This is a genomic window from Spirillospora sp. NPDC048911 (genome assembly GCF_043198015.1).
Classification (GTDB): Bacteria; Actinomycetota; Actinomycetes; order Streptosporangiales; family Streptosporangiaceae; genus Spirillospora.
This window is the reverse complement of record NZ_JBICUD010000014.1, coordinates 116,718-140,685: the sequence shown is the minus strand read 5'-3', so window position 1 is coordinate 140,685 and position 23,968 is coordinate 116,718. Positions and strand designations below refer to the sequence as shown.

Genomic DNA, 23,968 nt, shown 5'->3' with positions numbered 1-23,968 from the left:
ACTAGTCTTTGGCGGTCACCGAGACGGGTGCGTAGCCCAGGGCCTCCAGCGGCTCACGAATCTGCTCGGCGTCGCCGACCACGATGACGGTCAGCTTCTCCGGGTCGATGTGCGTCCGGTACGCTCCGGCGACACCGTCCGGCGTCGCGGCCCGTACCGCCGCGAGGTAGCGGCTCGGGTAGCCGGGGCCGAGGCCGCTCGCGGCCGCGTCGGCGAGCTCGGCGGCGACCGAGCGGGCCGTCTCGTACTCGGCGGGCGCGCGGTCGGCCAGCGCGCTCACCGACGAGCCGCACTCGGCCTCGCTGATCCCGCGCGAGACCACGCCGCGCAGCTCGGTGAGCGCGTCGGACACGGCGTCCGCGGTGACCTCGGTGTGCACGGCGCCCTGCGTGATGAACAGCCCGCAGTGCCGCAGCCGCAGCAGCCCGGCGCGCACGCCGTAGGTGTAGCCCTTCTCTTCGCGCAGCACCGCGTTGAGCCGCGAGGTGAGCCCGCCGCCCAGCACGTGCGAGGCCACCATGAGGTTGGCCCAGTCGGGGTGCGAGCGGTTGGGCACGCCGTGCGCGATGCTCATGTACGACTGGACGGAGCCGGGACGGTCGACGACGACGATGCGCGGCCCGGTCGTGGGCTCGATCGCGTCGGGCGCCCCGAGCGAGTCGCCGGTCGCGGCCCAGCCCTCCAGCGCGCCCGCGAGGGCGGCGTCGGCGTCGGTGCCGGACAGGTCGCCCGCGACGACGGCGGTCGCCTCGGCGGGGACGGCGGAGGTGAAGAACGCGCGCACGTCCGCGCCGGTGAGCGCGGCGATCGACTCCTTCGTGCCGCCGGTCGGCCGGGAGCTGCGCGCCGCCGACGGGAACATCACCGCGCGCAGCTCGCGCGCCGCGCGGCTGCCCGGGTCGGCGTCCTCCTGCGCGATCTCTTCGAGCCGCTCGTTGACCAGCCGGGCCACGTCGGAGTCGGCCAGCGCCGGCTTGCGGATGACCGCCGAGAAGAGCTCCAGCGCCTCGTTGAGGCGGGTCACCGGGACGTCCAGCGCGATTCGCAGCGCGGTCAGGTCGGTCGAGGCGTACAGGCTGGCGCCGATGCGCTCCAGCGCGGCGGTCAGCGCGGTGCCGCCGCCGGGCTCGGTGCCTTCGAGCAGCGTCCGTGCGGCGAGCGTGGCGACGCCGTCCTTGCCGGCCGGCTCGCGGCTCGCGCCCGCGTCCAGGACCAGGCGCACGGCGGCCAGGCGGCGGCCGGGCAGGTCGCAGCGGAGCGTGCCGGGGCCGCCGGTGACGCGGCCCTCGGTGCCGGCCGGGAACGACCAGGCCGGGACGGGCCCGGGCACCGGACGGGGCTGCAGCGTGAGGCCGCTCACTTGGCACCTCCGTAGGTGAGGACGGTACGGGCGCCCGGCTTGAGCCAGCGGCCCGCCATCTCGGTGATGTCGCCGGCGGTGACCGCGGCGGCGCGCTTGGGCGCGGTGAAGACGCGCGCCGGGTCGCCGAACTGCGTGGCGTTGGCCGACAGCGCGTTGGCCAGGCCGGTGACCGTCTCGGTCTGCTCGAAGAAGCCGCGTTCGGCCTGTGCCGCCGCGCGCGCCAGCTCGTCGGCCTCGGGGCCGTCCGCGGTGAAGCGCGCCAGCTCCTCGTCGAGCACCGCGGCGATCTTCTCGACGTCCGGGCCGACCGCGTCGACGATGGCCAGCGACGGACCGCCGGCGAGCCGCGTCACGCCGGCCCAGACCTCGGTGGCGATCTGCTCGCGCCGCACCATCCGGTCGTACAGCCGGGAGCCGGAACCGCCGCCGAGGATCTCGACGGCCAGCTCGGCCGCCTCGATCTCGTCGCCGCCGTCGGGCGGCAACGGGAACATCGCGAAGTAGGCGGGGGAGGGGACCTCTTCGTCGACCGCCTCGGCCGTGACGCCGTCGAGCGGGCCGAGGTCGCCCGGCCGGCCCGAGGGCACCTGCGGACCGGCGGGCAGGCCGCCGAAGTAACGCTCGACCGCCGCGAGGGTCTCCTCCGGGTCGACGTCGCCCACGACCGACAGCACCGCGTTGCCGGGCGCGTACCAGGTGGCGAAGAAGCCGGTGCAGTCGTCGAGCGTGGTCGCGTCGAGGTCCTCCATCGAGCCGATGGGGGTGTGCGCGTACGGGTGGCCCGCCGGGAACGTCAGCGCGCACAGCCGCTCGAACGCGGTGCCGTAGGGCTGGTTGTCGTAGCGCTGGCGGCGCTCGTTCTTCACGACGTCGCGCTGGTTGTCGAGGTTGGCCTGGGTGAGCGCGGCGGGCAGCGTGCCCATCCGGTCGGCCTCCAGCCAGAGCGCCAGCTCCAGGTGGCTGACCGGCACCGTCTCGTAGTAGTTGGTGCGCTCGAACGACGTGCTGGCGTTGAACGTGGCGCCGGCGCTCTCCAGCAGCGCGGCGTGCTCGCCCTCGGCGACATTGCCCGACCCCTGGAACATCAGGTGCTCGAAGAGGTGGGCCAGCCCGGTCCGGCCGGCCCGCTCATGCCGCGAGCCGACGCCGTACCAGATGTTCACGGCGGCCAGCGGTACGACATGGTCCTCGCAGACCACTACGCGCAGGCCATTGCCGAGCGTGTGCTCATGCAGCGGCTGTTCTGCCACGGAGCGCTCCCGTCCGGTCGGTGGTAGCACCGCACGCGACCTCGGTGAGGGGCCCTGGCGGCGGGCTTGATCTCTCCTCACCGTACCGGGTGTGCGCGCCCCCGAGCGCAGGTCCGCTCAGGTGGCGGGGCGGGAGTTGGGACCGGGCGGGCCGGCGGCCTGCTGAGCGGCCTCATGGGCGGCGACGGCGTCGTCCAGCGAGTGGTGCAGCACGAAGATCTTGGTGAGCTGCGTGACGTGGAAGACGCGGCGCACGCGGTCGTTCACGCCCATGAACGACATCGAGCCGTCGCGGGCGCGCAGGCGGTGGTAGATGCCGACCAGCACGCCGAGGCCCGTGGAGTCCAGGAAGGTGACGTCGCCGAGGTCGACCACCAGATGGAGGCCGCCGGTCTCGATGATGTCCAGCAGCATCTCCCGCAGCCGGGGGCTCGTGAACACGTCTATCTCGCCGTTGATCTTGACTACGGTGAGGTCTCTCTCCACCCGATGCTCGACGGCGAATTCCACCGGCTCTCCTGGCTCCTGTCGTGGCTCCTGGGACGACCGCCTCTTACCCCCGGGCTCTCGGGTTATCCCCCGATCGTCCGGTTGATCTGCGGAAGGCCCGTTCAGGGGCTACGGAAGAGCGCCCAGACGACCTTGCCGCCCGGCAGGCCGCGCCATCCCCAGCGCGTGCAGAACGAGTCGACGAGGTGCAGGCCGCGTCCCGTCTCGGCGATGTAGTCGGGCTCCTTGCGGCGGGGCGCGCACGTGCTCGCGTCGAGAATCCCGCAGAGCAGCCACGGCGCCTGGTGGAGGAGCCGCAGCCGGATCGCGGCCGGCACGGAGCGCATCGGGTCGGACAGGCGACCGTAAGTGTCACCGGTACGGCCACTGTGACGTAGCGCGTTGGTGACGAGTTCGGAGACCACGAGCCCGACGTCGTCGCTGAGGGCCCCCATGTTCCATGCCTGCAGCCTGGAGAGCGCGAAGTGGCGCGCCTCGGTGACGGACTCCGGCTCGGGGAGCACGGTGAACGACACGGTGCAGCCCGTCGGGCCCACGAGGGCGTTGAGCGCCGCGTCCAGGCGTTCGGGCAGGTCAGAGGATTCGGGTATGGGTGTCGAGTGCACGACATGGTCCTGTGTTCCGGCCGGCCCCACGACAGGGCCCAGCCCCCACCGCGTGTCGTCGTGCGCCTGGCGTGACGTCATTTCCCGGGACCCCGCAAAGTGATCTCGTTGTGCAGCCGTGGCTCGGAAGTCTCGTGCGTTATCCTACGCATCGTAGCGTGCGAATGCAAGGCCCAATGCACGTGCATCCGCTCGGGAATCTGCTCAGGACTCCCGAACGGGGGGTTCTTGCCGCACGATGTACTCGCATGATCGGAGGTAGCGGCACGACAAGCAGGCGAGTGGCACTATAAGTTCGCTGTCCGCCATCTAGCCGGGAGGTTGGGCGTGACTCCAGAGACGCCGGGAACCGGGTCGACGGTCCGTCGGATCCTGCTCGGCTCACAGCTGCGTCGCCTGCGTGAGGCGAAGGGCGTGAGCCGTCAGGACGCCGGCTACGTCATCCGGGCGTCGGAGTCCAAGATCAGCCGACTGGAGCTCGGGCGGGTCAGCTTCAAAGAACGCGACGTGGACGACCTGCTCACGTTGTACGGCGTCACCGACAATGCCGAACGCGAGGCGCTGCTCCAGCTCGCGCGCGAGGCCAACACCCCGGGTTGGTGGCATCGCTACAACGACGTGCTCCCCCATTGGTTCCAGACCTACGTCGGTCTGGAGGAGGCGGCCACGCTGATCCGTACCTACGAGCTGCAGTTCGTACCGGGACTGCTGCAGTCGGAGGGGTACGCCCGCGCGGTCATCCGGCTGGGCAACGCCGGCGCCACCGAGCGCGAGATCGACCAGCGCGTCGAGCTGCGCCTGCAACGGCAGGAGCGGCTGACCGGCCCGACCGCCCCACGGCTGTGGGCCGTGCTGGACGAAGGGGCCCTCAAGCGTCCCATCGGGGGTCCCGAGGTGATGCGGGGCCAGTTCGAGCACCTCATCACCATGAGCAAGCTCCCCAACGTCACCATCCAGGTCATGCCGTTCCGGTTCGGCGGCCATGCCGCCGAGGGCGGGGCCTTCACGATCCTGCGCTTTCCCGAGCAGGACCTGCCGGACGTGGTCTACGTCGAGAACCTCACCGGTGCGATGTACCTGGACAAGCGCGACGACGTCGACACCTATCTGCAGGCGATGGAACGCCTGTGCGTCGACAGCGCGACTCCGGAGCGCACCGTCGAGCTTCTCGGTGATCTTCTCAGAGAGACATGATGCTCCAGACCGAAAACCGCCATGACATGGCCGGATCGCACCATTACTACGACAACGGGATGCCCGCCACCAAGCTCCACGGAGCCCGCTGGCTGAAGTCCCGGCGAAGCAACTCCCAGGGAAACTGCGTCGAGATCGCCGAACTGCCCGGCGGGCAGGTGGCGATGCGCAACTCCCGGCACCCCGAGGGTCCGGCCCTCATCTACACCCGTCCGGAGATCGAGGCACTCATCCTCGGCGCGAAGGACGGCGACTTCGACGATCTGATCGCTCCTAGCAGCAACTGACACCAGGAATCACCGACGACCGCGCCCGGCCGTCCCCGTTCTGCCCGGGCCCGATCGCCGGCGGCGGCGAGCCGGTCCTCAAGCCCGGCCGGCTCGCCCTGTCCCGCCGACCCGCCGCTCACCCGCTCACTCGCGACCCGGCTTGCGCCGGGCCTTCAGGCTGCGTGCGCGGCCGCGTCCGCGGGTTCAGCCGCAGTTGCCGTAGCTGGACGTGACGCCGTTGCCCCCGAAGCGGACACAGGTCTTCTTGGCCGAGAGGTAGACAGGGCCGCCATACCAAGAGAACGAACCGCTGTCGGCGTCCTTCTTGCCGTCGCTCTGGCGCTGAATCCAGACGGAGACCGGAGAGGACTTCCCCACGTTCTTGGTCTTGATCGTGACGGCGCAGTTGAAACCGGAGGGATGGTAGAGCAGGTACGCCGTTCCGCCCGGAACGGGCAGGCTGCGCTGCACGGCGAAGCCGCCCCCGTGGCCGCCGCTGTCGCAGGCCGCCTGAGGCGTGAACTTGTTGGCCGGCTCAGGGCCGCCGCCTCCGCCTCCGCCACCTGTGGCGGGCTTGGACGGCTTACCGCCGTCGTTGGGACGGTTGGGGTCGTTCTTGCCCTTGCCGTCCTTCTGCTTGGGGTCCTTGGACTTCTTCGGGTCCTTGGAGGGCTTGCCGCCCGCGCCCGCAGGGTTGCCCGCCTGGCCGGCATCGCCGGTCGGCGACGACTGGTCGGCGGCCGAGGTGCTCTGGTCGTCCTTCTTGCCGTCGCCGTCACCGGAACGGGTCGCCGCCCAGACCGATCCGCCCGCCAGCACCACGACGACCGCGGCGGCCGCGGCGAGCGGCACGAGCTTGCGGTTGCGCTTGGGCTTCTGAGCCCGCGGCGGAGGCGGCATGTGTCCGGGGGACATGCCCGGCGCCGGCCCGACCGGCGGAGGGGTCAGGTCCTCATACGGGGGCGGCTGCGGGGCCGTGTGCCCCTGTGCGGCCGGCTGGCCGGCGAGGGGGTCGGTGGCCGGCAGCGGCGCCGGCAGGCCGCCGCTCGCCGCGCCGACGAGCCCCTCCTGGGCCTGGCGCGCGGTTGGACGCTGTGCCGGGTCTTTGGCCAGGCAGGCGATCACGACGTCGCGCAGCGGGCTCGGCAGGTTGCCCAGGTCGGGCTCGCCGGTCAGGATGCGGTGCATCACCGCGGCCATCTCGTCGTTGCCGAACGCGGGACGGCCGGTGGCGGCGAACGCCATCGTGATGCCCCAGGCGAACATGTCCGCGGCGGGGCCGACCTCGCCGCCGGTGAAGTGCTCGGGCGCCATGTACGCGGGGGTGCCGACGTTCTGGGTCTCGCCCGCGGCGCCGAGCGCCCGCGCCACCCCGAAGTCGATCACGCGCGGGCCGTCGGTGCCCAGCATGACGTTGTGCGGCTTGAAGTCTCTGTGCACGATCCCGGCCTGGTGGATCGCGGTGAGGGCGGTCAGCGTGCTGATCGCGAGCCGTTCCAGCGCCCCGCCGGCGCGCGGGCCCTCGGCCTCCACGAGCCGGTGCAGGGAGAGCCCCGCGACGTACTCGCTCACGATGTAGGGCTGGTCGCCGGCCACGTCGGCGTCGAGCACCTGGGCCGTGCAGAACCGGGCCACCCGCTTGGCGACCTCCAGCTCGCGCACGAAGCGCATGCGCGCCGACTCGTCGGCCGTCAGGCCCGCGTGCAGCAGCTTGATCGCGACGTATTCGGCGGATCCCTCGTCCCGGCGGCCGAGGAAGACCGCCCCCTGGCCGCCCTCGCCGAGGCGGCCGAGGATCACATAGGACCCCAGCCGCTCCGGATCCCCAGACCGCAGGGGGTGGGCGTCCGGCATCGTCCTGTCCGTCACACCGCTCTCTTCCCGTCGCTTGCGTCGCCTACGTTGCCAGAGTATTTGCCCCCAGATGGTATTTGCTCCGGAAAGCGGCGATCACCGCTGGGGCGCCGGTACCCCCGGCTGCGACGCGCCGCCGCTGGAGCGGCCGGTGAGCGGCGGCGCGTCGCAGGTTTCGGAACCCCTCTCGATGCGCCCAGACACGCCAGCGGCGATGCGAGAGGGCGTACGGGCCCTCGCCTAAAAGCGAATGCTCGTTTTATATTACTGTGGCACGACTCGCACGCTCGATCAAGGGCGAAGGCTCGCCCGGCCAAGATGGACTACAGTCCGGTTGGACGTGGTCATTCGATGGGGGAGGGCTCGTGGAACTGGAGCTGATGCGCACGGCTCCGCCCAAGGAGCGGGCCGACGCGGCGCGGAACCGGGCCAAGGTGCTGGCCGCCGCGGCCGAGCTGTTCGCCGCGCACGGCGTCGAGTCGGTCTCCATGGACGCGATCGCGGCCGCGGCGGGCGTGGGCAAGGGGACGCTCTTCCGCCGGTTCGGCGACAAGGCCGGGCTCGCGGTGGCGCTCCTCGACGAGCGCGAGCGCGAGCTCCAGGACGCGATCCTCTCCGGCCCCGCGCCACTCGGGCCCGGAGCGGCTGCGGGCGAGCGGCTGCGCGCCTTCGCGGACGCCTACTTCGACTTCGCGGCGGCTCATCTTCCGCTCGTCCGGATGTCGGAGACCGCGTCACCGGGGGCCCGCTACCGCATCGGCGCGTACCGCTTCTGGCACCGGCATCTGACGATCCTGCTCGACGGCGAGGACGATCCCGAGGCGCTGGCGCACGCCCTGCTCGCCTCGCTGGCCGCCGAACATCTCGCCGCCGTGGTGGACGATCTCGGCGCGGAGCGGGCTCGCGGCGCGGTACGGGCGCTGTTCGCCGCCCACGCTCGCTGACCCTGCCCTGCTAGCCCTGCCACCTGACCCTGGGCAGCAGAAAGCCCCCGCGAGATCGCGGCCGGGTGATCGGCACCCGCCGGGGTCTCGCGGAGGCTCTCCGTTCGGCTGATCAGGCCGGGTCGGGCGTGCGCCGCTGGGGCTGCGCGAGCCGGCCGTTCTCTTGGCCTGGTGGTCCCTCCGGGGCGTGGTGCCGTTCCAGCCGGGCGGCGACCGCGAGGGCCCGGAGCGAGGTCGACCGCACGTGCGCACGGTCATCGGCCCTGCGGGGCCGGGGAATGCTGCTTCTCAACGCGTCCTCCATCAGGGCATGGCGACAGACGCCGGGGCTTCCGGATCGTCCGTGTGATCGTTGCAACCGCAAGATCCTCCGAGCTATTCCCAGGTGAGGCGCATGTATTCGACCTCGAACCTCTTCTAATGAAATCTCTCCCTTGCAACCATTAGTTCGTCGTGCCATCCTTCCTAATGTTTGAAGCGGATATCAATCATTAGGAGTTGCGCATGACCACCCTCACCACCGGTCACATCGGGCTCAACGTCACCGACGTCGGCCGTTCCGGCGACTTCTACCGGCGCGTCCTCGGGCTGGAGACGCTCGGCGAGTCCGCGGACGCCGAGCGCCGGTACGCCTTCCTCGGGCTCGACGGCACGCTGCTGATCACCTTGTGGCAGCAGAGCGACGGCCGGTTCGCCACCGCGCTCCCCGGGCTGCACCATCTGGCGTTCCAGGTGCCGGACATCGAGGACGTGCGACGGGCCGAGGCCATCCTGCGCGAGTTGGGCGCGAAGCTCTTCCACGACGGCGTCGTCCCGCACAGCGAGGGCGCCCAGTCCGGCGGCGTCTTCTTCGAGGACCCCGACGGGATCCGGCTGGAGATCTACGCTCCGACGGGCGCCGGTGACCGTCCGGCCCCGAGCCAGTCCGCTCCTACCTGCGGCTTCTTCTAGACCGGTGGGGCTGCATCCTGGGGAAGCGGCGGCGCAGCGGCGCATGGGCGTGACCCGCGACGGCTGGGGATCGGCCGGTGTGGCCGCCGAGATCCCGCCGGTCGCGGCGGAGTTCCTGAGCGGGCAGCGCCTGCTCGTGCTGGGGTCGGCGGATGACGGCGGGGCGATGTGGGCGGACGCGGTCGTCGGCCCGCCCGGTTTCGCCACGCCGGTCGGCACGCGGTCCATCGCCGTCGACCGGCGGCCGGCCCTGCTGGCGCCGTTGTTCGCGGCCGGGACGCGGGAGATCGGCATGCTCGCGATCGAGCCGCCGACGCGGCGGCGGATGCGCGTGAACGGAACGGCCTCCGGTACCGGCGACGGGTTGCTGATCCGGACCGAGCAGGTCTACGCCAACTGCCCCAAGTACATCCAGACGCGCGAGTTCGTCGACACCGTGGACGGACGCGGGCCGGGCGCGGCGCGGACGGGCCGTACCCTCACCTCCGCCCAGCGGGAGTGGATCGAGCGCTCCGACACGTTCTTCATCGCCACCCACGCGGCCGGGCAGGGCGCGGACGTGTCACACCGGGGCGGCAACCCGGGTTTCGTCCGTGCCGCCGGCGCGGACCGGCTCGTGTGGCCGGAGTACGTGGGCAACTCGATGTACATGACGCTCGGCAACCTCGAACTCGACCCCGCCTGCGGGCTGCTCTTCATCGACTGGGAGAAGGGGCACACCCTCCACCTGACAGGGCGCGCCCGCGTCGACTGGGCCCCGGACGAGCGGGCCGAGTCGCTGCCGGGGGCCCGCCAGGTCATCGACTTCGACGTCGAGCGGGTCGTCGAGCTGCCCGGCGCCCTGCCCGGGAGCTGGGAGTTCGGCGAGTATCACCGGTTCAACCCGAAGATCGTCGCGAGGGGATGACACGATAACTCCGTGAAGCCCGAAGAGATCCAGGAGGCCGTCGCGCCGGCGCTGGGGGAGCCGCTTGGCATCGAGTTCGGCAACACCCGGTACGCGGTGCGCGGGGACGTGCACGAGGGTCTCGATCGCCCGGGCAGGCTCGCCGGCTGGCTGCGCGCGCACGCCGCCGCGTTCGACGACGGTCTCGCCGAGGCGGCCGTCCGCGATCTCGCGGAGGCCGACCTCGGCAGGTTCGTGGCACTGCGCGACGCGATCCGCGCCCTCGCCCGCCAGGCGGTCAACGGCGCCGTGCCACCCGCCAGGGCGCTCGAGGAGTCGTCCGCCGGGGCGTCTGCGGAGTCGTCTGCCGGGGCGTTCGCGGAGTCGTCTGTGGGGCCGCTCGCGGTTGTGAATGCGGCGGCGGCTGGGGCGCCGCGGTGGCCTCGGCTCGCCCTCGTGCCTCCGATGGTCGTCGAGGAGACGGCGGCGCCGGCGGTGGATGCCGCGCTGGCGGCGATCGCGCGGTCGGCCATCGAGATCCTGGGCGGCCCGCACCGTGCCGAACTGCGCGCCTGCGGGGGGCCCGGCTGCGTACTCTTCTTCGTGAAACAGCACCCCCGCCGCGAATGGTGCTCGCCCGGCTGCGGCAACCGCGCGCGTGTCAGCCGCCACTACGAGCGCCATCGGGCCAGTAGATAGTCCCATTCCTATATAGATCGCACTGCTACTCTCTAGGCATGGCTACCGATCGCCGCGCGAGCTGGCTCAAGGGCGTGCTCGATCTCCTTGTGCTCGCCACCCTCACCGAGGGCGAGAACTACGGGTACGAGATCTCCAAGTCCCTCGCCGCGTCGGGTCTCGGCCAGATCAAGGGCGGCACGCTCTATCCCGTGCTCAACCGGCTGGAGGAGGCGGGGCTGGTCGCCGCCGAGTTCCGGGTCGCCGAAAGGGGGCCGGGCCGCCGCTACTACCGCCTCACCGAGCAGGGCCGCGACACCCTGAGCGAGCAGGGCCGGTTGTGGCGCGCCTTCGACGAGTCCGTCCGTGCGGTCCTCGACCGGGGCGGGGTGGCATGAGCTACTTCGACGAACTCGCCGCCCGGCTGAGCGACCGCGGCGTGCCGGCCGCGGAGATCAGGGGCACGGTCGACGACCTGGCCGCCTACATCGCCGAGTCCGGCGCCGACCCGGCCGAGGAGTTCGGGCCCGCCGCCGATTTCGCCGACGAGCTCACCCACGGCGGCGACGCGGCCGGGCCGGGTCCCGACGCCGAGATCTGGCGTTTCCACGCCGACGCGTTCAACGAGATGCAGCGGCTCAAGGAGTTCGGCGACCAGGGCTGGGAGCTCGAAAACTACGACATGAAGGTCGGCTTCACCTGCCGCCGCGACCTCGACCGGCCGCAGCGCTGGGAGTACCACCGCGAGATGGTCCCCACCTTGCGCCGCAAGGCCGTCGCCGAGCGGCTCGCCCCCGAGGGCTGGGAACTGGCCGTCGCCTGGACGGTCTGGATGTACTTCAAGCGCCCGAAGTCCGCCAGCGTCGGGCCCGCGGGCGAGCTGGACGCCGCTCCCGAGGCGCCCGCCCGTCACTTCTTCTGGAGCAAACGCTTCTACGTCTTCATCGCCGTCTACTCCGCGTTCCTCGTCGGTGTCGTCCTCGCCTGGGTCGCGCTGTCCGGAGATGTCAGTGCGGCCGTCGGCTTCGTTGTCGGTGCCCTCGTCGCCGGGCTCGCCCTCGTCGTGCCCATGGCACGGGCCCGCCGTCAGAGGTAGAGGCCGAACCGCTGCGCCTCCGGGCCGGTCGTGGGCGGGAGGTCCTCGGGCCGGAGGGTGAGGATCTCCGCGTCGGCGGGCCGGTCGGCGGCCGTGATGCGCGTGGCCTGGTTGGCGATGGCGGCGTCCAGCAGGTTGCGCATCAGGCGGCCGTTGCCGAACGTGGGGCCGCGGTCGGCGCGTGACAACAACGCGCGGAGGGCGCCCGCCATCTCGGGGGCGAGGGTGAGGCCCTCGGCGGCCGTGAGGTTCTCGAAGATGGCGACCAGTTCGGAGTCGGAGTAGTCGGGGAAGCGCAGCCGCTTGGGGAAGCGCGACTCCAGGCCCGAGTTGGCGGCGAGGAAGGCGGCCATCTCGCGTTCGTACCCGGCCGCGATGACCAGCAGATCGCCCCGGTAGTCCTCCATGAGCTTGACCAGGGTGGCGATCGCCTCACGGCCATAGGAGTCGTTGTCGGCGGTGAGCGAGTACGCCTCGTCGATGAAGAGCACGCCGCCGAGGGCCTGTTCGACGGCGGCCTGCACCTTGGGGGCGGTCTGGCCGAGGTAGGCGCCGACGAGATCGTTGCGTCCGACCTCGACCAGATGGCCGGACGAGAGCAGGCCGAGCTGGGCGTAGACGCGGGCGATGAGCCGGGCCACGGTCGTCTTGGCGGTGCCCGGATTACCGGTGAAGATCATGTGGCGCGTCGGGACCGTCACGGGCTGCCCGGCCTCGCGGCGGAGCTCGGCGCTGCGGGCCTCGGCGACGAGCTTGCGGACCTCGGTCTTGATCTCGGTGAGTCCGATGAGGCCGTCCAGCTCGGCGACCGGGTCGCTGGCGGGGACGCTGCGCGTGGTGCCGGACAGGGAGGGCGGGAAGTCCTCGGGCCGGAGCTCGGCGAGCTGCTCCGGGGTCGCCTTCTTCAGCTCGACGACCCGCCGCGACTGGAGGGCCGTGGCGCGTTCGCACAGGTTGCGCATGAGCCGGGCGTTGCCGAACGAGCGGCCGCGCGGCGTGCGGCGCAGCAGATCGGTGATCTTCTCGCGCGCCCCGTCGGTCGGTTCGAGGCCGGCCTCGGCGGCGAACGCGGCGAAGATGGTGACGAGCTCGTCGTCGGTGAAGTCGGGGAACCGGATCGTCGTCGGGAACCGCGAGGCCAGCCCCGGGTCGGAGGCGATGAAGCGCCGCATCTCGCGCTCGTAGCCGGCGACGATCACCACGAGGTCTTCGCGGTGGTCCTCCATCATCTTCACCAGCTCGGCGATCGCCTCGGCGCCGTAGTCGCCGTCGTAGTCGGACTGGGTGAGCGAGTACGCCTCGTCGATGAAGAGCACGCCGCCGACCGCGCGCTGGACCACGGCGCGGGTCTTGACCGACGTCTCGCCCAGGTACTCGCCGATGAGCTCGGCCCGCGACGCCTCCACCAGATGCCCGGACGAGAGGACGCCGAGGTCCTTGTAGATGCGGGCGATGAGCCGTGCCACGACGGTCTTGCCGGTGCCGGGGTTGCCGGTGAAGACCATGTGCCGGGCGGGCATCGTCACCGGCAGGCCGGAGTCGCGGCGCAGCTGAGCGGCGCGGGCACCGGCCACCAGCAGCTCGATCTCGTGCTTGACGGGGGCGAGCCCGGTGAGCGCGGCCAGCTCGGCCCGCGGGTCGCTCGGCGATCCGGCGGCGTCGAACGAAGCCGGGACGTCGGCGCGCTTGATGACGAGCTCGGCGCCCGGCTCGGTGCGCGCCCGCACGGCGTCCACCACGATGTCGGCGAGCAGGTGCGCGAGGCGCGCGTTCCGCAGGTTGCGCACCGGCGGGGTCTTGACGAGCAGCTCTCCGGCGGCGGTGAGCGCGCGCTTGTGGGCGCGGGCGCCGCGCTGGTGCAGGGCGCGGTTGAAGAGCTCGGCATAGCCCTCGGCGGTGAACGCGTGCGTGCGTGCCTTCTTGAAGCGCAGCGACAGCCCGGGGTTGACCTCGCGGATCCGCTGGTCGCCGCCCGTCTCGCAGAGCGCCACGACGTGCAGTCCGTCGAAGACGTCAAGGACGCGGTGCAGCTCCTCCAGGATGGCCTCGCCGCTGCGCGGGTCGCGGGACATGTCGTCGAGCCCGTCGATGACGAGCAGGTTGGCGCCGTTGCAGTCGCGGGCGTCGATGTAGAGGCTGTTGGTCGCGCTCGCCACGGTCTTCCCGGCGAAGAAGTCATCGGCCAGCCACACCGGCGGACCGGTGATCCCGCGGTCGTGGAGCAGCCGCGCGATCTCCTGGGCCGCGTCGCGCTTGCCCGTGCCGTCCGGCCCGGCCAGCAGCAGCCGTACCGGCTCGGTGCCGCCCTCGGCGATGTCCGCGAGCGCCGCCACGACCTCGGGCTGGCCGACCAGCCCGGCGCCGACCTCCGCCTTGCGCCTGGCCTTGGCCGTCCGCGCCGGGGCGTCGCTCAGCGACCTGGCGAGCGGGTTGAGGACGGTACGGCGGGGCGCGTACAGCCGCCGCAGATCCATCTGGAACTGGTTGACGGGCACCCACACCGGGCTCGGCAGTTCCGCCACCTCGGGCAGGCCCTGGACCACGCCGGTGAAACGCACCGACATGTCGAGCCAGGCACGGCACGCGTCGGCCGCGCCGGCACCCAGACCACGGCCGAGCCAAGCCCTGGACTGCCGGAACCACTCGCCCGCCTGGAAATCCTCGCGGACGGCGGCGAACCGTTCGAGCAGCTCGCCGTAGCGGTCCTCGCCGAGCACGACCGACAGCTCGGCCGGGACCTGATCGACGTCCGCCTGCAACACCAGGTGGGCGAGCAGGTCGAGCTCGGGCTCGTCGTGCGGGGCCACCTCCCGCAGGTGCTGGTGGACGGGCAGCAGCCCGGCGCACACCCACTCCAGATAGCCGATCGGCCCGGTCAGCTCGGGGAGCACGGCGAGGATCTCGTCGCTCGCGTGCGCGTGCCACGCCGCGTGCTGCTCGGCGATGGAGGCGTGCAGGTCGAGGCCGGGCGGCGGGTCGTCGTACAGCTTGATCAGCGCCTGCCGCCGCCGTTCCAGCGGCTCCACGCCCGCCAGGACGTCGAGGGACTCGCGGGAGAGGGCGAGCGCGACGTCCTTGTCGGGTGCCTCCCGCAGCCAGTCGACCGGGCGGAACGAACCGGGGCCGGCTCCCCACTGCGTCGGTTTGCGCTGCGGCTCGGCGGGCGGGTCGTGGTACGGGCCGAGCACCTCGCGGTCCAGCATCGAGTGGGTGCCGCCGACGATCGCGCCCGCGCCGCACAGGAAGTCGAGGGTGAGCAGGAGGTCCGCGGCGACGAGCGGGGTGGGGCCGGCGAGCATGCCGTGCCGGTCGGTCGTCAGCCCGGCGCAGCGCGCGTCCTTGACGAGGGCGTCGACGCGCGCGCGGATCTCCTCGAAGAGACCGTCCGGCACCCGCCACGGCCCGTGCGCGTACACGTCGAGCACGGGCTCGTCGCTCACCAGCAGTTCGAGGTGCTCCGGCAGTGCCACACGTTCCTCCCCGCGGGATCCGAACCGGTCCCGTCGTATGAATCGGTGCAAAAGCCTAGGGGTTACGCGGAGTCAAGGTGCCGGTTCGGTGAAGCACCGGAACGAACGCGTGTTTTTGCGGCTGTGAGGGTCTTGCGGTTTTGTTCGCGTTTCAGTGGAGTGCGAGGGCAGAACAGCACAGATCAACGGGGTACGTCGTAGTCGGAGGTCCGCCGTTGCCGGAGCACACCGTCTGGGAGAAGATGCCGTGATCAGGAAGTTGCTCGTCGCCAACCGGGGCGAGATCGCCGTCCGGGCGTTCCGCGCCGCCTACGAGCTCGGCATCGCCAGCGTGGCGGTGTACGCGTACGAAGACCGGTTCTCGCTGCACCGGCAGAAGGCCGACGAGGCGTACGAGATCGGCGAGCACGGGCATCCGGTGCGCGCCTACCTCGACGTCGACGGCATCGTCGCGACCGCGCTGCGGGTCGGCGCCGACGCGATCTACCCGGGCTACGGGTTCCTGTCCGAGAGCCCCGAGCTGGCCGAGAAGTGCGAGCGCAACGGCCTGACCTTCGTCGGGCCGCCGAGCGCGGCGCTGCGGCTGGCGGGCAACAAGATCGAGGCGGTCGCCGCCGCGAGCCGGGCGGGGCTGCCGGTGCTGCGCTCGCTGACCCCGGTGGAGGGCGAGGAGCTGGCGGCGGCCGACGAGGTCGGCTTCCCGCTCTTCGTGAAGGCCGCGGCGGGCGGTGGCGGGCGCGGGCTGCGGCGGGTCGACCGCCGCGAGGACCTCGAAGCGGCCGTCGACACGGCGCGGCGCGAGGCGCAGAGCGCGTTCGGCGACCCGACCGTGTTCCTGGAGCAGGCCGTCGATCGCCCGCGCCACATCGAGGTGCAGGTGCTGGCCGACGGCGACGGGCACACCGTGCACCTGCGCGAGCGCGACTGCTCCGTGCAGCGCCGCCACCAGAAGGTCGTCGAGATCGCCCCGGCGCCGAACCTGGACGAGGCAGTGACCGAGCGGCTCTGCGCGGACGCGGTCGCCTTCGCCCGCGAGATCGGCTACGTGAACGCGGGGACGGTCGAGTTCCTCGTCGACGACGCCGGCCGCCACGTCTTCATCGAGATGAACCCGCGCATCCAGGTCGAGCACACCGTGACCGAGGAGGTCACCGGCATCGACCTGGTGCAGAGCCAGATGCGCATCGCGGGCGGCGAGACGCTGGGCGACCTCGGCATCTCCCAGGACGACGTCACGGTCGCCGGCTACGCGGTGCAGTGCCGCATCACCACCGAGGATCCCGCCAACGACTTCCGGCCCGACACCGGCAAGATCTCGGCGTACCGTTCGCCCGGCGGCGCCGGGGTACGGCTGGACACCGGCACCACTCACGCGGGCGCCATCGTCACGCCGCACTTCGACTCCCTGCTGGTCAAGCTGACCTGTCGCGGCCGGACGTTCGAGGACGCGGTGCGCCGGGCCCGCCGAGCCGTCGCCGAGTTCCGCATTCGCGGCGTCGCCACCAACATCCCGTTCCTCCAGGCACTGCTGGACGAGTCGGACTTCCGCGGAGGCGGCGTCTCGACCGCCTACATCGTTGAGCACCCGGAGTTGCTGACCGCGCGGTCGAGTGGCGACCGCGCCACCCGCCTCGTCCGCTACCTCGCCGACGTCACGGTCAACAAGCCGCACGGCGAGGCGCCCACCGATCTCGATCCGGCGACCAAGCTGCCGGAGCTCGACCTGTCCATTCCGGTGATCGAGGGCTCGCGCGACCGCCTGCTCGCGCTCGGCCCGCAGGGGTTCGCCGCGGCGCTGCGCGCACAGAAGAGCCTCGCGGTCACCGACACCACGTTCCGCGACGCGCACCAGTCGTTGCTGGCGACGCGCGTGCGGACGTTCGACCTCCTCAATGCCGCGCCGTACCTCGCGCGCATGACGCCGCAGTTGCTCTCTCTCGAAGCGTGGGGCGGCGCCACGTACGACGTCGCGCTGCGCTTCCTGGGTGAGTCCCCCTGGGAACGGCTCGCCCAGATCCGCGAGGCCGCCCCCAACCTGTGCATCCAGATGTTGCTGCGCGGCGCCAACACCGTCGGCTACACCCCCTACCCCGACTCGGTCGCGCGCGCGTTCGTCACCGAGGCGGCCCGTACGGGCGTCGACATCTTCCGGGTGTTCGACGCACTGAACGACGTCGACCGGATGCGCCCGGCCATCGACGCCGTGTTGCAGACGCACGCCGTCGTCGAAGGCACGCTGTGCTACACCGGCGATCTGTCAGACCCGGGTGAGAAGCTCTACACGCTCGACTACTACCTGCGCCTGGCGGAGCAGCTCGTCGAGACCGGCGTCCACGTCCTGTGCATCAAGGACATGGCCGGGCTGCTGCGCGCCCCCGCCGCCCGCACGCTCGTGACCGCGCTGCGCGAACGCTTCGACCTGCCCGTTCACCTGCACACCCACGACACCGCGGGCGGTCAGCTCGCCACCTACCTCGCGGCCGTCGAGGCAGGGGTGGACGCGATCGACGGCGCCGCCGCGCCGCTGTCGGGGACCACGAGCCAGCCGCCGTTGCAGGCCATCGTCGCGCACACCGACTTCACCGAACGGGCCACCGGCCTCGAACTCGGCTCCCTCACGGCGCTGGAGCCCTACTGGGAGGCCGTCCGCAAGCTCTACGCGCCGTTCGAGATGGGCCTGCCCTCGCCGACCGGCCGCGTCTACCGGCACGAGATCCCCGGCGGGCAGCTGTCCAACCTGCGGCAGCAGGCCGTCGCGCTCGGCCTCGGCGACCGGTTCGAGGAGATCGAGCGCCTGTACGAGGCGGCCGACCGCATCCTCGGGCGGCTGGTGAAGGTCACGCCGTCGAGCAAGGTCGTCGGCGACCTGGCGTTGCACCTGGTCGCGGCGGGCGCCGACCCGGACGACTTCGCCGCGCATCCCGAGCGGTACGACATCCCCGACAGCGTGATCGGGTTCCTGAACGGCGAGCTGGGCGACCCGCCGGGCGGCTGGCCCGAGCCGTTCCGGAGCGCCGCGCTCGCCGGGCGCCAGTTCACGCCCGCGCGCGCCGAGCTGACGGGCGCCGAGGAGAAGTCGCTCGCGGGCCCCGAGGTCCGCGACACGCTCGACCAGCTCCTCTTCCCGGGACCGGCGAAGGAGTACCGCGAGGCGCGCGCCGCGTACGGCGACCTGTCGCTGCTGCCGACGGGGGCGTTCCTCTACGGCCTGCGCACCGGTCAGGAGGTGTCGTTCGACCTCGAACCCGGCGTCCGCGTGCTGGCCATGCTGGAGGCAGTCGGCGAGATCGACGAGGCGGGCGTCCGGCAGGTCATCTGCACGGTGAACGGGCAGCTGCGCACGCTGTCGGTGCGCGACAAGTCCGTCGCCTCGGACGCGCCGCCGGTCGAGCGGGCCGACCCGAACGAGCCCGGCCACGTCGCCGCCCCGTTCGACGGCTCGGTGACGCTGCGCGTGGCGAAGGGCGACGAGGTCGCGGCCGGGGACGTGGTCGCCACCATCGAGGCCATGAAGATGGAGGCCGCCATCACGGCCCCCGTCGCGGGCACGGTCGGCCGCCTCGCCGTCCCGGAGGTCACCCCGGTCCAGGCCGGCGACCTACTGATCGTGATCGGCTGAGCGGGGGCGTGGGTCAGCGGACGGCGTAGTCGCGGAGGGACGGTTCGAGGGCGTCGAAGGCGGTGGCGACGTCCTCGGTCAGGGCCGCCGCGATCTCGTCGTGGCCCTGGCCGGCGATGGTGCGGCGCAGCGTCTCGTCGAAGAGCACCCGGTGGACGCCGCCGAGCTGGGCGGCGGCCACCCGGGGGAGGAGGTCGCCCGGCCCGGCGCCGGTCTCCTCGGCGAGCACGGCGGCGAGGGCGCCCTCGCGCTCCTCGTGGAACTCGCGCAGCCGCGCCACCAGGGCGGGACTGTCGGTGATCATGCGGGCGAACGCGGGACCGGAGAAGCCGATCACCGGATCGTGCGCCGCGACGGCCGCGAGATAGGCCCGGCGCAGCGCGGCCAGCGCCGACTCGCCCGGGGCGCGCTCGCGGACGATCTTGGCGAGCAGTCCGACGAAGACCTCGTGCAGGTCGAGGGCCAGGTCCTCCTTGCGCGGGAAGTAGTTGGTGACGGTCATCTTGGCCACCTGCGCCGCCGCCGCGACGTCCGCGATCGTCACCTTGTCGAAGCCCCGTTCCAGGAAGAGCCGGGTGGCCTGGTGGGAGATGTTCTCCCTGGTCTGCTGCTTCTTGAGCTCCCGGAGGCCCATCGGTTGTGCGCTCATGCGAGCCACCCTATCTCAGATCGACCTAAATTTGTTGTTGACATACTTCTAGGTCGGACATAAATTTAGGTCATCCGGGAATCAAGCCCCGCTCCCGGACGTTCTAGGCAACCTGCACCAAGTGGAAGGACTCGCTTTTGAGCGCTACCGCCCAGACCACTCGTCCCGCCCGCAACGTGACCACGGTCTCCTCCGGAGACCCGGTGAAGGACTACCTCAAGCAAATCGGGCGTACCCCCCTGCTGACGGCAGCGCAGGAAGTCGAGCTGGGCGGGCGCATCGAGGCGGGCAAGCTCGCTCAGGAGCGTCTCGACTCGGCGGGCGGCATGCTCGACGAGGCCGAGCGCCACCGGCTCGAGCTGGTCGTCGCCGACGGGTTCCGCGCCAAGGACCACATGGTGGAGGCCAACCTGCGGCTCGTCGTGTCGATCGCCAAGCGCTACGCGGGCGGCGGCCTGCCCCTCCTGGACCTGATCCAGGAGGGCACCATCGGCATGATGCGCGCGGTGGAGAAGTTCGACCACCACCGCGGCCTCAAGTTCTCCACGTACGCCACCTGGTGGATCAAGCAGGCGGTCGGCCGCGCCCTGGCCGACCAGAGCCGGACGATCCGCATCCCGGCACACGTCGTCGAGGTCCTCAACAAGGTGACCCGCACCCAGCGGCAGATGCTCCAGGACCTCGGCCGCGAGCCCACCCACGAGGAGCTCGCCGCCGAGCTCGACCTCACCGCCGAGAAGGTCGGCCAGGTGCTCAAGTACGGCCGCGAGCCGATCTCCCTCCACACCCCGTTCGGTGAGGACGGCGACGGCGAGCTCGGCGACCTCATCGAGGACGACGGGCCCGACCCCGCCGACGCCATCGCCACGTCCCTGGTACGCGACCAGCTCGACGCGGTGCTGGACACGCTGACCGAACGGGAGGCGGGCGTGATCTCGCTGCGGTTCGGGCTGAACGGCGGCGACCCCAAGACGCTCGACGAGGTCGGCAAGGTCTACGGCGTCACCCGCGAGCGCATCCGCCAGATCGAGTCCAAGGGGATGCACAAGCTGCGTCACCCGTCCCGCACCCGCGTTCTCGTGGATCTCCTCGGCTAGACCGAGCCAGGGCGTGTCTCGAAGCCGGACGACCGGCTTCGAGACGGGTCCGGGCCGCGACGATCGCCGGGCGGCGGGCTACGCTGGCGGCGGGCGCGGGACTGGAGATCGACATGACTGCGGCGGAACCGCTCAGCGGCGTCGCGCGGACGGCCTTGGGCGTCGCGCGGATGCGGGCGGCGGAGCAGGCCCGGCCGGACCGGCTCTTCGACGATCCGTACGCCCAGGCGTTCGTGGACGCCGCACCGGACACACTTCCGCGCCACCTGCCGGCGCCGGGCTCGCTGCCTGAACTGATGGCGTTCCAGGCGGTGGTGCGCACCCGCTTCTACGACGACTACCTGCTCGCCTCGTGCGGCGAAGGTGGCCGCCGCCAGGTCGTCCTGCTGGCGGCCGGGCTCGACACGCGGGCCTACCGCCTGCCCTGGCCGGACGGCGTTCGTCTCTACGAAGTCGATCTGCCCGAGATCTTCGCCTTCAAGGAGGGTCTGCTGGCAGGAGTGCACGCCGCGCCCTCGTGCACACGCTTCGTCTGCCCGGCTGACCTGCGCGGCGACTGGCCGCGCGGGCTCATCGAGGCGGGCTTCTCGCCCGACGAGCCCACGGTGTGGCTGCTCGAAGGCCTGCTGATCTACCTCGACGCCGCCCGGGCCGCCGCGCTGCTCACCACGGTGGGCGTGCTGTCGGCACCCGGCAGCCGTCTGTCCGCCGAAAGCGGCGACAACGTCGGCTGGCTCCGCGAAAAGGCCCGCGAGGTGCCCACGCTCGCGCGGGCGGCGTCCCTCTGGAAGGGCGGCCTCGGCGACGGCACCGCGGGCTGGCTGGAACGCCACGGCTGGCGGACCGAGCCGCACACCCTCGCCGCCGTCGCCGGCTCGTACGGCAGGCCCGCCCCTGACGGAGTGCGCAGCGGATTTCTCACCGCCACCTGGGCTCCGGACTAACGGCCCGGAGTGACGAGATCGCTCGGGTCGGTGTTGGCGCCGCACAGGACGACCGCGACGCGTTCACCTTCGGCCGGCGCGTAGGCGCCGGTGAGCAGGGCGGCATAGGCGGCGGCGGTGCCGTGCTCGACGGCCATGCGGTGGTCGTCCCACAGGCGCTGCCGCGCCGTGACGACCGCGGTGTCGGGGACGAGGACGGACCGCACGCCGGTGCGGAGCGCCACGTCGAAGGCGATGTCACCGAGGCGGGTGGCGCCGAGCGAGTCGGCGGCGACGCCGGCGACCTCGACGTCCAGGGGATGCCCTTCGAGCAGCGCGCGGTGGAGCGTGGGGACGGTGTCGGGCTCGACGCCGACGACCTTCGCGTGCCCCTCCACCGCCGCCGCGACGCCCGCCATCAGCCCGCCGCCGCCGACCGCGATCAGGATCGTGTCGACGTCCCCGTCCGTCTGCTCCAGGAGCTCGAGGCCGAGGGTGCCCTGGCCCGCGCACACCTCGGGCTGGTCATAGGGATGGCAGAACAGCGCGCCGGTGTCGGCGGCCCGCTTGCTGGCCGCCTCATGGGCCTCGGCGTAGCGGTCGCCGATCTGCACGACGTCCGCGCCGAGATCGCGCAGCCGGTCGACCTTGACCATCGGGGCGGTCATCGGCACGTACACCTCGGCGGGCACGTCCAGCGCGCGCGCCGCGTACGCGACCGCGAGCCCGGCGTTGCCGCCGGACGCCGCGATCACCCCGCTGCCCGGCAACCGGCCCTGCTCTGCGGCGGCCAGGATGCGGTTGAACGCGCCGCGCGCCTTGAACGAGCCGGTGTGCTGGGTCTGCTCCAGCTTCAGCCACACGCCGTCGCGCCGCATGACGGGCGTGCGCCGGATCCGGTCTCCGATCCGTGCCGCCGCCGCCTCGACTTCGGAACGCGTGATCATGCTGGTCGTACCTCCTGGCCGTCGGGGTGATCGCAGCACCCACCGTATGCGGTCGGACGCGGGGCCGGTCCCGGTCAGAGCGGCTCGTCGGCGAGATACGGCGGGGCCGGCTCGTACTGGACGTACCGGCGCACGGCCCGGGAGTGGTCGCGGCCGTGGAGCTTGCCGATGAGCCACAACGCCATGTCGATCCCCGCGGACACGCCCTGGCTGCTGACCACGTTGCCGTCCACCACGTACCGCGCGTCGCGCACCACCGTGACCTCGCCGCGGGCCTCCAGGGTGTCCTCGAAGCCGTGGTGGGTGGCCACGCGGCGGTTCCGCGCCGGGCCAGCCTCGTGCAGGAGCAGCGAACCGGTGCACACGCTGGTCACCCAGTCCGCCTGTTCGGCGGTCTTCGCGATCCAGCCGATGAGCGCCGGGTTGTTCACCTCGCGCCGCGTTCCCATGCCACCGGGGACCAGCAGGACGTCCAGCGGCGGGTGATCGTCCAGCGTGTGGTCGGGCACCACCCGCATGCCCTTGGCGCACCGGACCGGATCCGTGCCCTCGGCGACGAGGACGGCGGTGTCGGCGTTCTCGCGCACCATCGAGGAGGCGGTGAACACCTCCCAAGGGCCCACGAAGTCGAGCTCCTCGGCCCCGTCGAAGACGAGTAGTCCGTAGGTCGTCATGCGTACTCCTTCATCGCTCGGAAACGGTCGCGGTAGTCGGACGGCGGGACGCCGAGCCTCCGCTGGAACACGCGCCGCAGCGTCTCGCCGGTGCCGAAGCCGAGCCGCCGGGCCAGCGCCTCCACCGGCTCGTCGCCCTCGGCGAGGGCGCGCCGCGCGGCCTCGACGCGGACGCGCTCGACGTAGGCGGCGGGCGGCACGCCCAGCTCGGCGGTGAAGCGGCGTTGCAGGTGCCGCGGGCTCAGCCCGGCGGTGCCGGCCAGATCGCCGATGGTGTGCCGGGCGCCGGGATCGGCGTTGATCGCGGCGACCACCGACCGGATCGGGTCACTGGCCGGCTGCCCGGACCAGAGCGGCACGCTGAACTGCGACTGGCTGCCGGGACGCCGCAGGAACATGACCATCTCCTGGGCCACCGCGTGCGCGACGTCCCGGCCGTGATCGTCCTCCACGAGGGCGAGGGCCAGGTCCATCGCGGCCGTCACGCCGGCCGAGGTCCAGACCCGGCCGTCCCGGATGAAGATGGGGTCGCAGTCCACGGTGAGCTCGGGGTGTTCGCGGACGAGCTGCTGTTCCCGGCCCCAATGGGTCGTGACCCTGCAGCCGTCGATGAGCCCGGTGGCCGCCAGCAGGAGCGTCCCGCTGCACACCGACGTCAGGCGCCGCACGCTTTTCCCGGCGGCGGTCACCCAGGCGAGGAGCGCCGGATCGTGCCGCGCCTCGTCCACCCCGAGGCCGCCCGTGACGAGCAGGGTGTCGATGCCCGCCGGATCGAGATCTCCGACGCCGTGCGACGCGTGCACCGGCAGGCCGCTGTGGGTCTTCACCGGCCCGGCCACGGGCGCCACGACCCGGCAGTCGTAGCCGCCCGTGAGCCGGTGGGCGTACTGGAAGACCTCGTGCGGGCCGACCAGGTCGATCGGGTGGAACCCCGAATAGATCACGAAGGCGATGCGGCGCATGCCCTCAGGCTCGCCGAGGCGCGATCG

At 72.0% G+C, this 23,968-nt stretch carries 21 protein-coding genes and 1 pseudogene; 11 read left to right on the top strand and 11 right to left on the bottom strand.

The window, feature by feature from the left end:
• Position 1 precedes the first annotated feature (1 nt).
• From ACGFNU_RS45255 to ACGFNU_RS45240, 4 genes are all read right to left on the bottom strand, one after another.
• Complete coding sequence (locus tag ACGFNU_RS45255) at positions 2 to 1,360, bottom strand: M16 family metallopeptidase (protein ID WP_392602870.1); 1,359 nt, start codon at positions 1,358 to 1,360, stop codon at positions 2 to 4.
• Positions 1,357 to 2,613, bottom strand: coding sequence for a M16 family metallopeptidase (locus ACGFNU_RS45250; protein ID WP_392602869.1), 1,257 nt, complete (start codon positions 2,611 to 2,613; stop codon positions 1,357 to 1,359). Before ACGFNU_RS45250 ends, ACGFNU_RS45255 begins: the two co-directional genes overlap by 4 nt.
• A 117-nt stretch (positions 2,614 to 2,730) precedes the next feature.
• Positions 2,731 to 3,123, bottom strand: a complete 393-nt coding sequence (locus tag ACGFNU_RS45245; protein ID WP_392602868.1) for an STAS domain-containing protein — start codon at positions 3,121 to 3,123, stop codon at positions 2,731 to 2,733.
• A gap of 101 nt (positions 3,124 to 3,224) precedes the next feature.
• Entirely contained in the window at positions 3,225 to 3,728 is a 504-nt protein-coding gene (locus ACGFNU_RS45240; RefSeq protein WP_392602867.1) for an ATP-binding protein, read from the bottom strand.
• A gap of 372 nt (positions 3,729 to 4,100) precedes the next feature.
• On the opposite strand from ACGFNU_RS45240, the gene ACGFNU_RS45235 reads away from it, so the two are divergent.
• Together ACGFNU_RS45235 and ACGFNU_RS45230 are read left to right on the top strand one after the other, a co-directional pair.
• The gene (locus tag ACGFNU_RS45235) at positions 4,101 to 4,922 is read left to right on the top strand and encodes a helix-turn-helix domain-containing protein (RefSeq protein ID WP_392603009.1); all 822 of its coding nucleotides are present in this window, start codon (positions 4,101 to 4,103) and stop codon (positions 4,920 to 4,922) included.
• Positions 4,922 to 5,209 (top strand): DUF397 domain-containing protein, encoded by a 288-nt coding sequence (locus tag ACGFNU_RS45230; RefSeq protein WP_392602866.1) that lies wholly within the window; start codon positions 4,922 to 4,924, stop codon positions 5,207 to 5,209. Before ACGFNU_RS45235 ends, ACGFNU_RS45230 begins: the two co-directional genes overlap by 1 nt.
• A gap of 186 nt (positions 5,210 to 5,395) precedes the next feature.
• On the opposite strand, the gene ACGFNU_RS45225 is transcribed toward ACGFNU_RS45230, so the two are convergent.
• Entirely contained in the window at positions 5,396 to 7,060 is a 1,665-nt protein-coding gene (locus ACGFNU_RS45225) for a serine/threonine protein kinase (RefSeq protein ID WP_392602865.1), read from the bottom strand.
• A gap of 350 nt (positions 7,061 to 7,410) precedes the next feature.
• Here ACGFNU_RS45225 and ACGFNU_RS45220 point away from each other — a divergent pair, with 350 nt between their 5' ends.
• On the top strand, positions 7,411 to 7,989 hold the full coding sequence (locus tag ACGFNU_RS45220; RefSeq protein ID WP_392602864.1) for a TetR/AcrR family transcriptional regulator: 579 nt from the start codon (positions 7,411 to 7,413) through the stop codon (positions 7,987 to 7,989).
• A gap of 112 nt (positions 7,990 to 8,101) precedes the next feature.
• Here the strand turns inward: ACGFNU_RS45220 and ACGFNU_RS45215 are convergent, their stop codons facing one another.
• On the bottom strand, positions 8,102 to 8,281 hold the full coding sequence (locus tag ACGFNU_RS45215; protein ID WP_392602863.1) for a hypothetical protein: 180 nt from the start codon (positions 8,279 to 8,281) through the stop codon (positions 8,102 to 8,104).
• Between the two features lie 212 nt (positions 8,282 to 8,493).
• On the opposite strand from ACGFNU_RS45215, the gene ACGFNU_RS45210 reads away from it, so the two are divergent.
• The 5 genes from ACGFNU_RS45210 to ACGFNU_RS45190 are packed head-to-tail and all read left to right on the top strand — an operon-like array spanning position 8,494 to position 11,600.
• Complete coding sequence (locus ACGFNU_RS45210; protein WP_392602862.1) at positions 8,494 to 8,940, top strand: VOC family protein; 447 nt, start codon at positions 8,494 to 8,496, stop codon at positions 8,938 to 8,940.
• Between the two features lie 4 nt (positions 8,941 to 8,944).
• The gene (locus ACGFNU_RS45205; RefSeq protein WP_392602861.1) at positions 8,945 to 9,847 is read left to right on the top strand and encodes a pyridoxamine 5'-phosphate oxidase family protein; all 903 of its coding nucleotides are present in this window, start codon (positions 8,945 to 8,947) and stop codon (positions 9,845 to 9,847) included.
• A 12-nt stretch (positions 9,848 to 9,859) separates the two neighbouring features.
• On the top strand, positions 9,860 to 10,525 hold the full coding sequence (locus tag ACGFNU_RS45200) for a CGNR zinc finger domain-containing protein (protein WP_392602860.1): 666 nt from the start codon (positions 9,860 to 9,862) through the stop codon (positions 10,523 to 10,525).
• Between the two features lie 38 nt (positions 10,526 to 10,563).
• Positions 10,564 to 10,902 carry a PadR family transcriptional regulator gene (locus tag ACGFNU_RS45195; protein WP_392602859.1) on the top strand — a complete coding sequence of 113 codons (339 nt, stop codon included), beginning with the start codon at positions 10,564 to 10,566 and terminating at the stop codon, positions 10,900 to 10,902.
• Positions 10,899 to 11,600, top strand: coding sequence for a DUF2812 domain-containing protein (locus tag ACGFNU_RS45190; RefSeq protein WP_392602858.1), 702 nt, complete (start codon positions 10,899 to 10,901; stop codon positions 11,598 to 11,600). The genes ACGFNU_RS45195 and ACGFNU_RS45190 overlap by 4 nt, the downstream gene beginning before the upstream one ends.
• Here ACGFNU_RS45190 and ACGFNU_RS45185 read toward each other — a convergent pair.
• Positions 11,591 to 15,070, bottom strand: a complete 3,480-nt coding sequence (locus tag ACGFNU_RS45185) for an AAA family ATPase (RefSeq protein ID WP_392602857.1) — start codon at positions 15,068 to 15,070, stop codon at positions 11,591 to 11,593. The two genes, ACGFNU_RS45190 and ACGFNU_RS45185, sit on opposite strands and share 10 nt — an antisense overlap.
• Before the next feature lie 247 nt (positions 15,071 to 15,317).
• Between ACGFNU_RS45185 and ACGFNU_RS45180 the strand changes: the two genes are divergently transcribed.
• Positions 15,318 to 18,689, top strand: a complete 3,372-nt coding sequence (locus ACGFNU_RS45180; protein ID WP_392602856.1) for a pyruvate carboxylase — start codon at positions 15,318 to 15,320, stop codon at positions 18,687 to 18,689.
• A 13-nt stretch (positions 18,690 to 18,702) separates the two neighbouring features.
• Here the strand turns inward: ACGFNU_RS45180 and ACGFNU_RS45175 are convergent, their stop codons facing one another.
• The gene (locus ACGFNU_RS45175; protein WP_392602855.1) at positions 18,703 to 19,338 is read right to left on the bottom strand and encodes a TetR/AcrR family transcriptional regulator; all 636 of its coding nucleotides are present in this window, start codon (positions 19,336 to 19,338) and stop codon (positions 18,703 to 18,705) included.
• Between the two features lie 167 nt (positions 19,339 to 19,505).
• Between ACGFNU_RS45175 and ACGFNU_RS45170 the strand changes: the two are divergent.
• Together ACGFNU_RS45170 and ACGFNU_RS45165 are read left to right on the top strand one after the other, a co-directional pair.
• Positions 19,506 to 20,435: pseudogene (locus tag ACGFNU_RS45170) on the top strand (RNA polymerase sigma factor); the annotation flags it as partial.
• 113 nt (positions 20,436 to 20,548) lie between these two features.
• Positions 20,549 to 21,379, top strand: a complete 831-nt coding sequence (locus ACGFNU_RS45165) for an SAM-dependent methyltransferase (RefSeq protein ID WP_392602854.1) — start codon at positions 20,549 to 20,551, stop codon at positions 21,377 to 21,379.
• On the opposite strand, the gene ACGFNU_RS45160 is transcribed toward ACGFNU_RS45165, so the two are convergent.
• The 3 genes from ACGFNU_RS45160 to ACGFNU_RS45150 all read right to left on the bottom strand — a co-directional run bounded on the left by ACGFNU_RS45160 (position 21,376) and on the right by ACGFNU_RS45150 (position 23,941).
• A complete protein-coding gene (locus ACGFNU_RS45160; protein WP_392602853.1) occupies positions 21,376 to 22,305 on the bottom strand; it encodes a threonine/serine dehydratase in 930 nt (309 codons plus the stop codon). The genes ACGFNU_RS45165 and ACGFNU_RS45160 overlap by 4 nt on opposite strands.
• A gap of 74 nt (positions 22,306 to 22,379) precedes the next feature.
• Positions 22,380 to 22,979, bottom strand: coding sequence for a DJ-1/PfpI family protein (locus ACGFNU_RS45155; RefSeq protein WP_392602852.1), 600 nt, complete (start codon positions 22,977 to 22,979; stop codon positions 22,380 to 22,382).
• The gene (locus tag ACGFNU_RS45150; RefSeq protein WP_392602851.1) at positions 22,976 to 23,941 is read right to left on the bottom strand and encodes a GlxA family transcriptional regulator; all 966 of its coding nucleotides are present in this window, start codon (positions 23,939 to 23,941) and stop codon (positions 22,976 to 22,978) included. Before ACGFNU_RS45150 ends, ACGFNU_RS45155 begins: the two co-directional genes overlap by 4 nt.
• Positions 23,942 to 23,968: the final 27 nt, after the last annotated feature.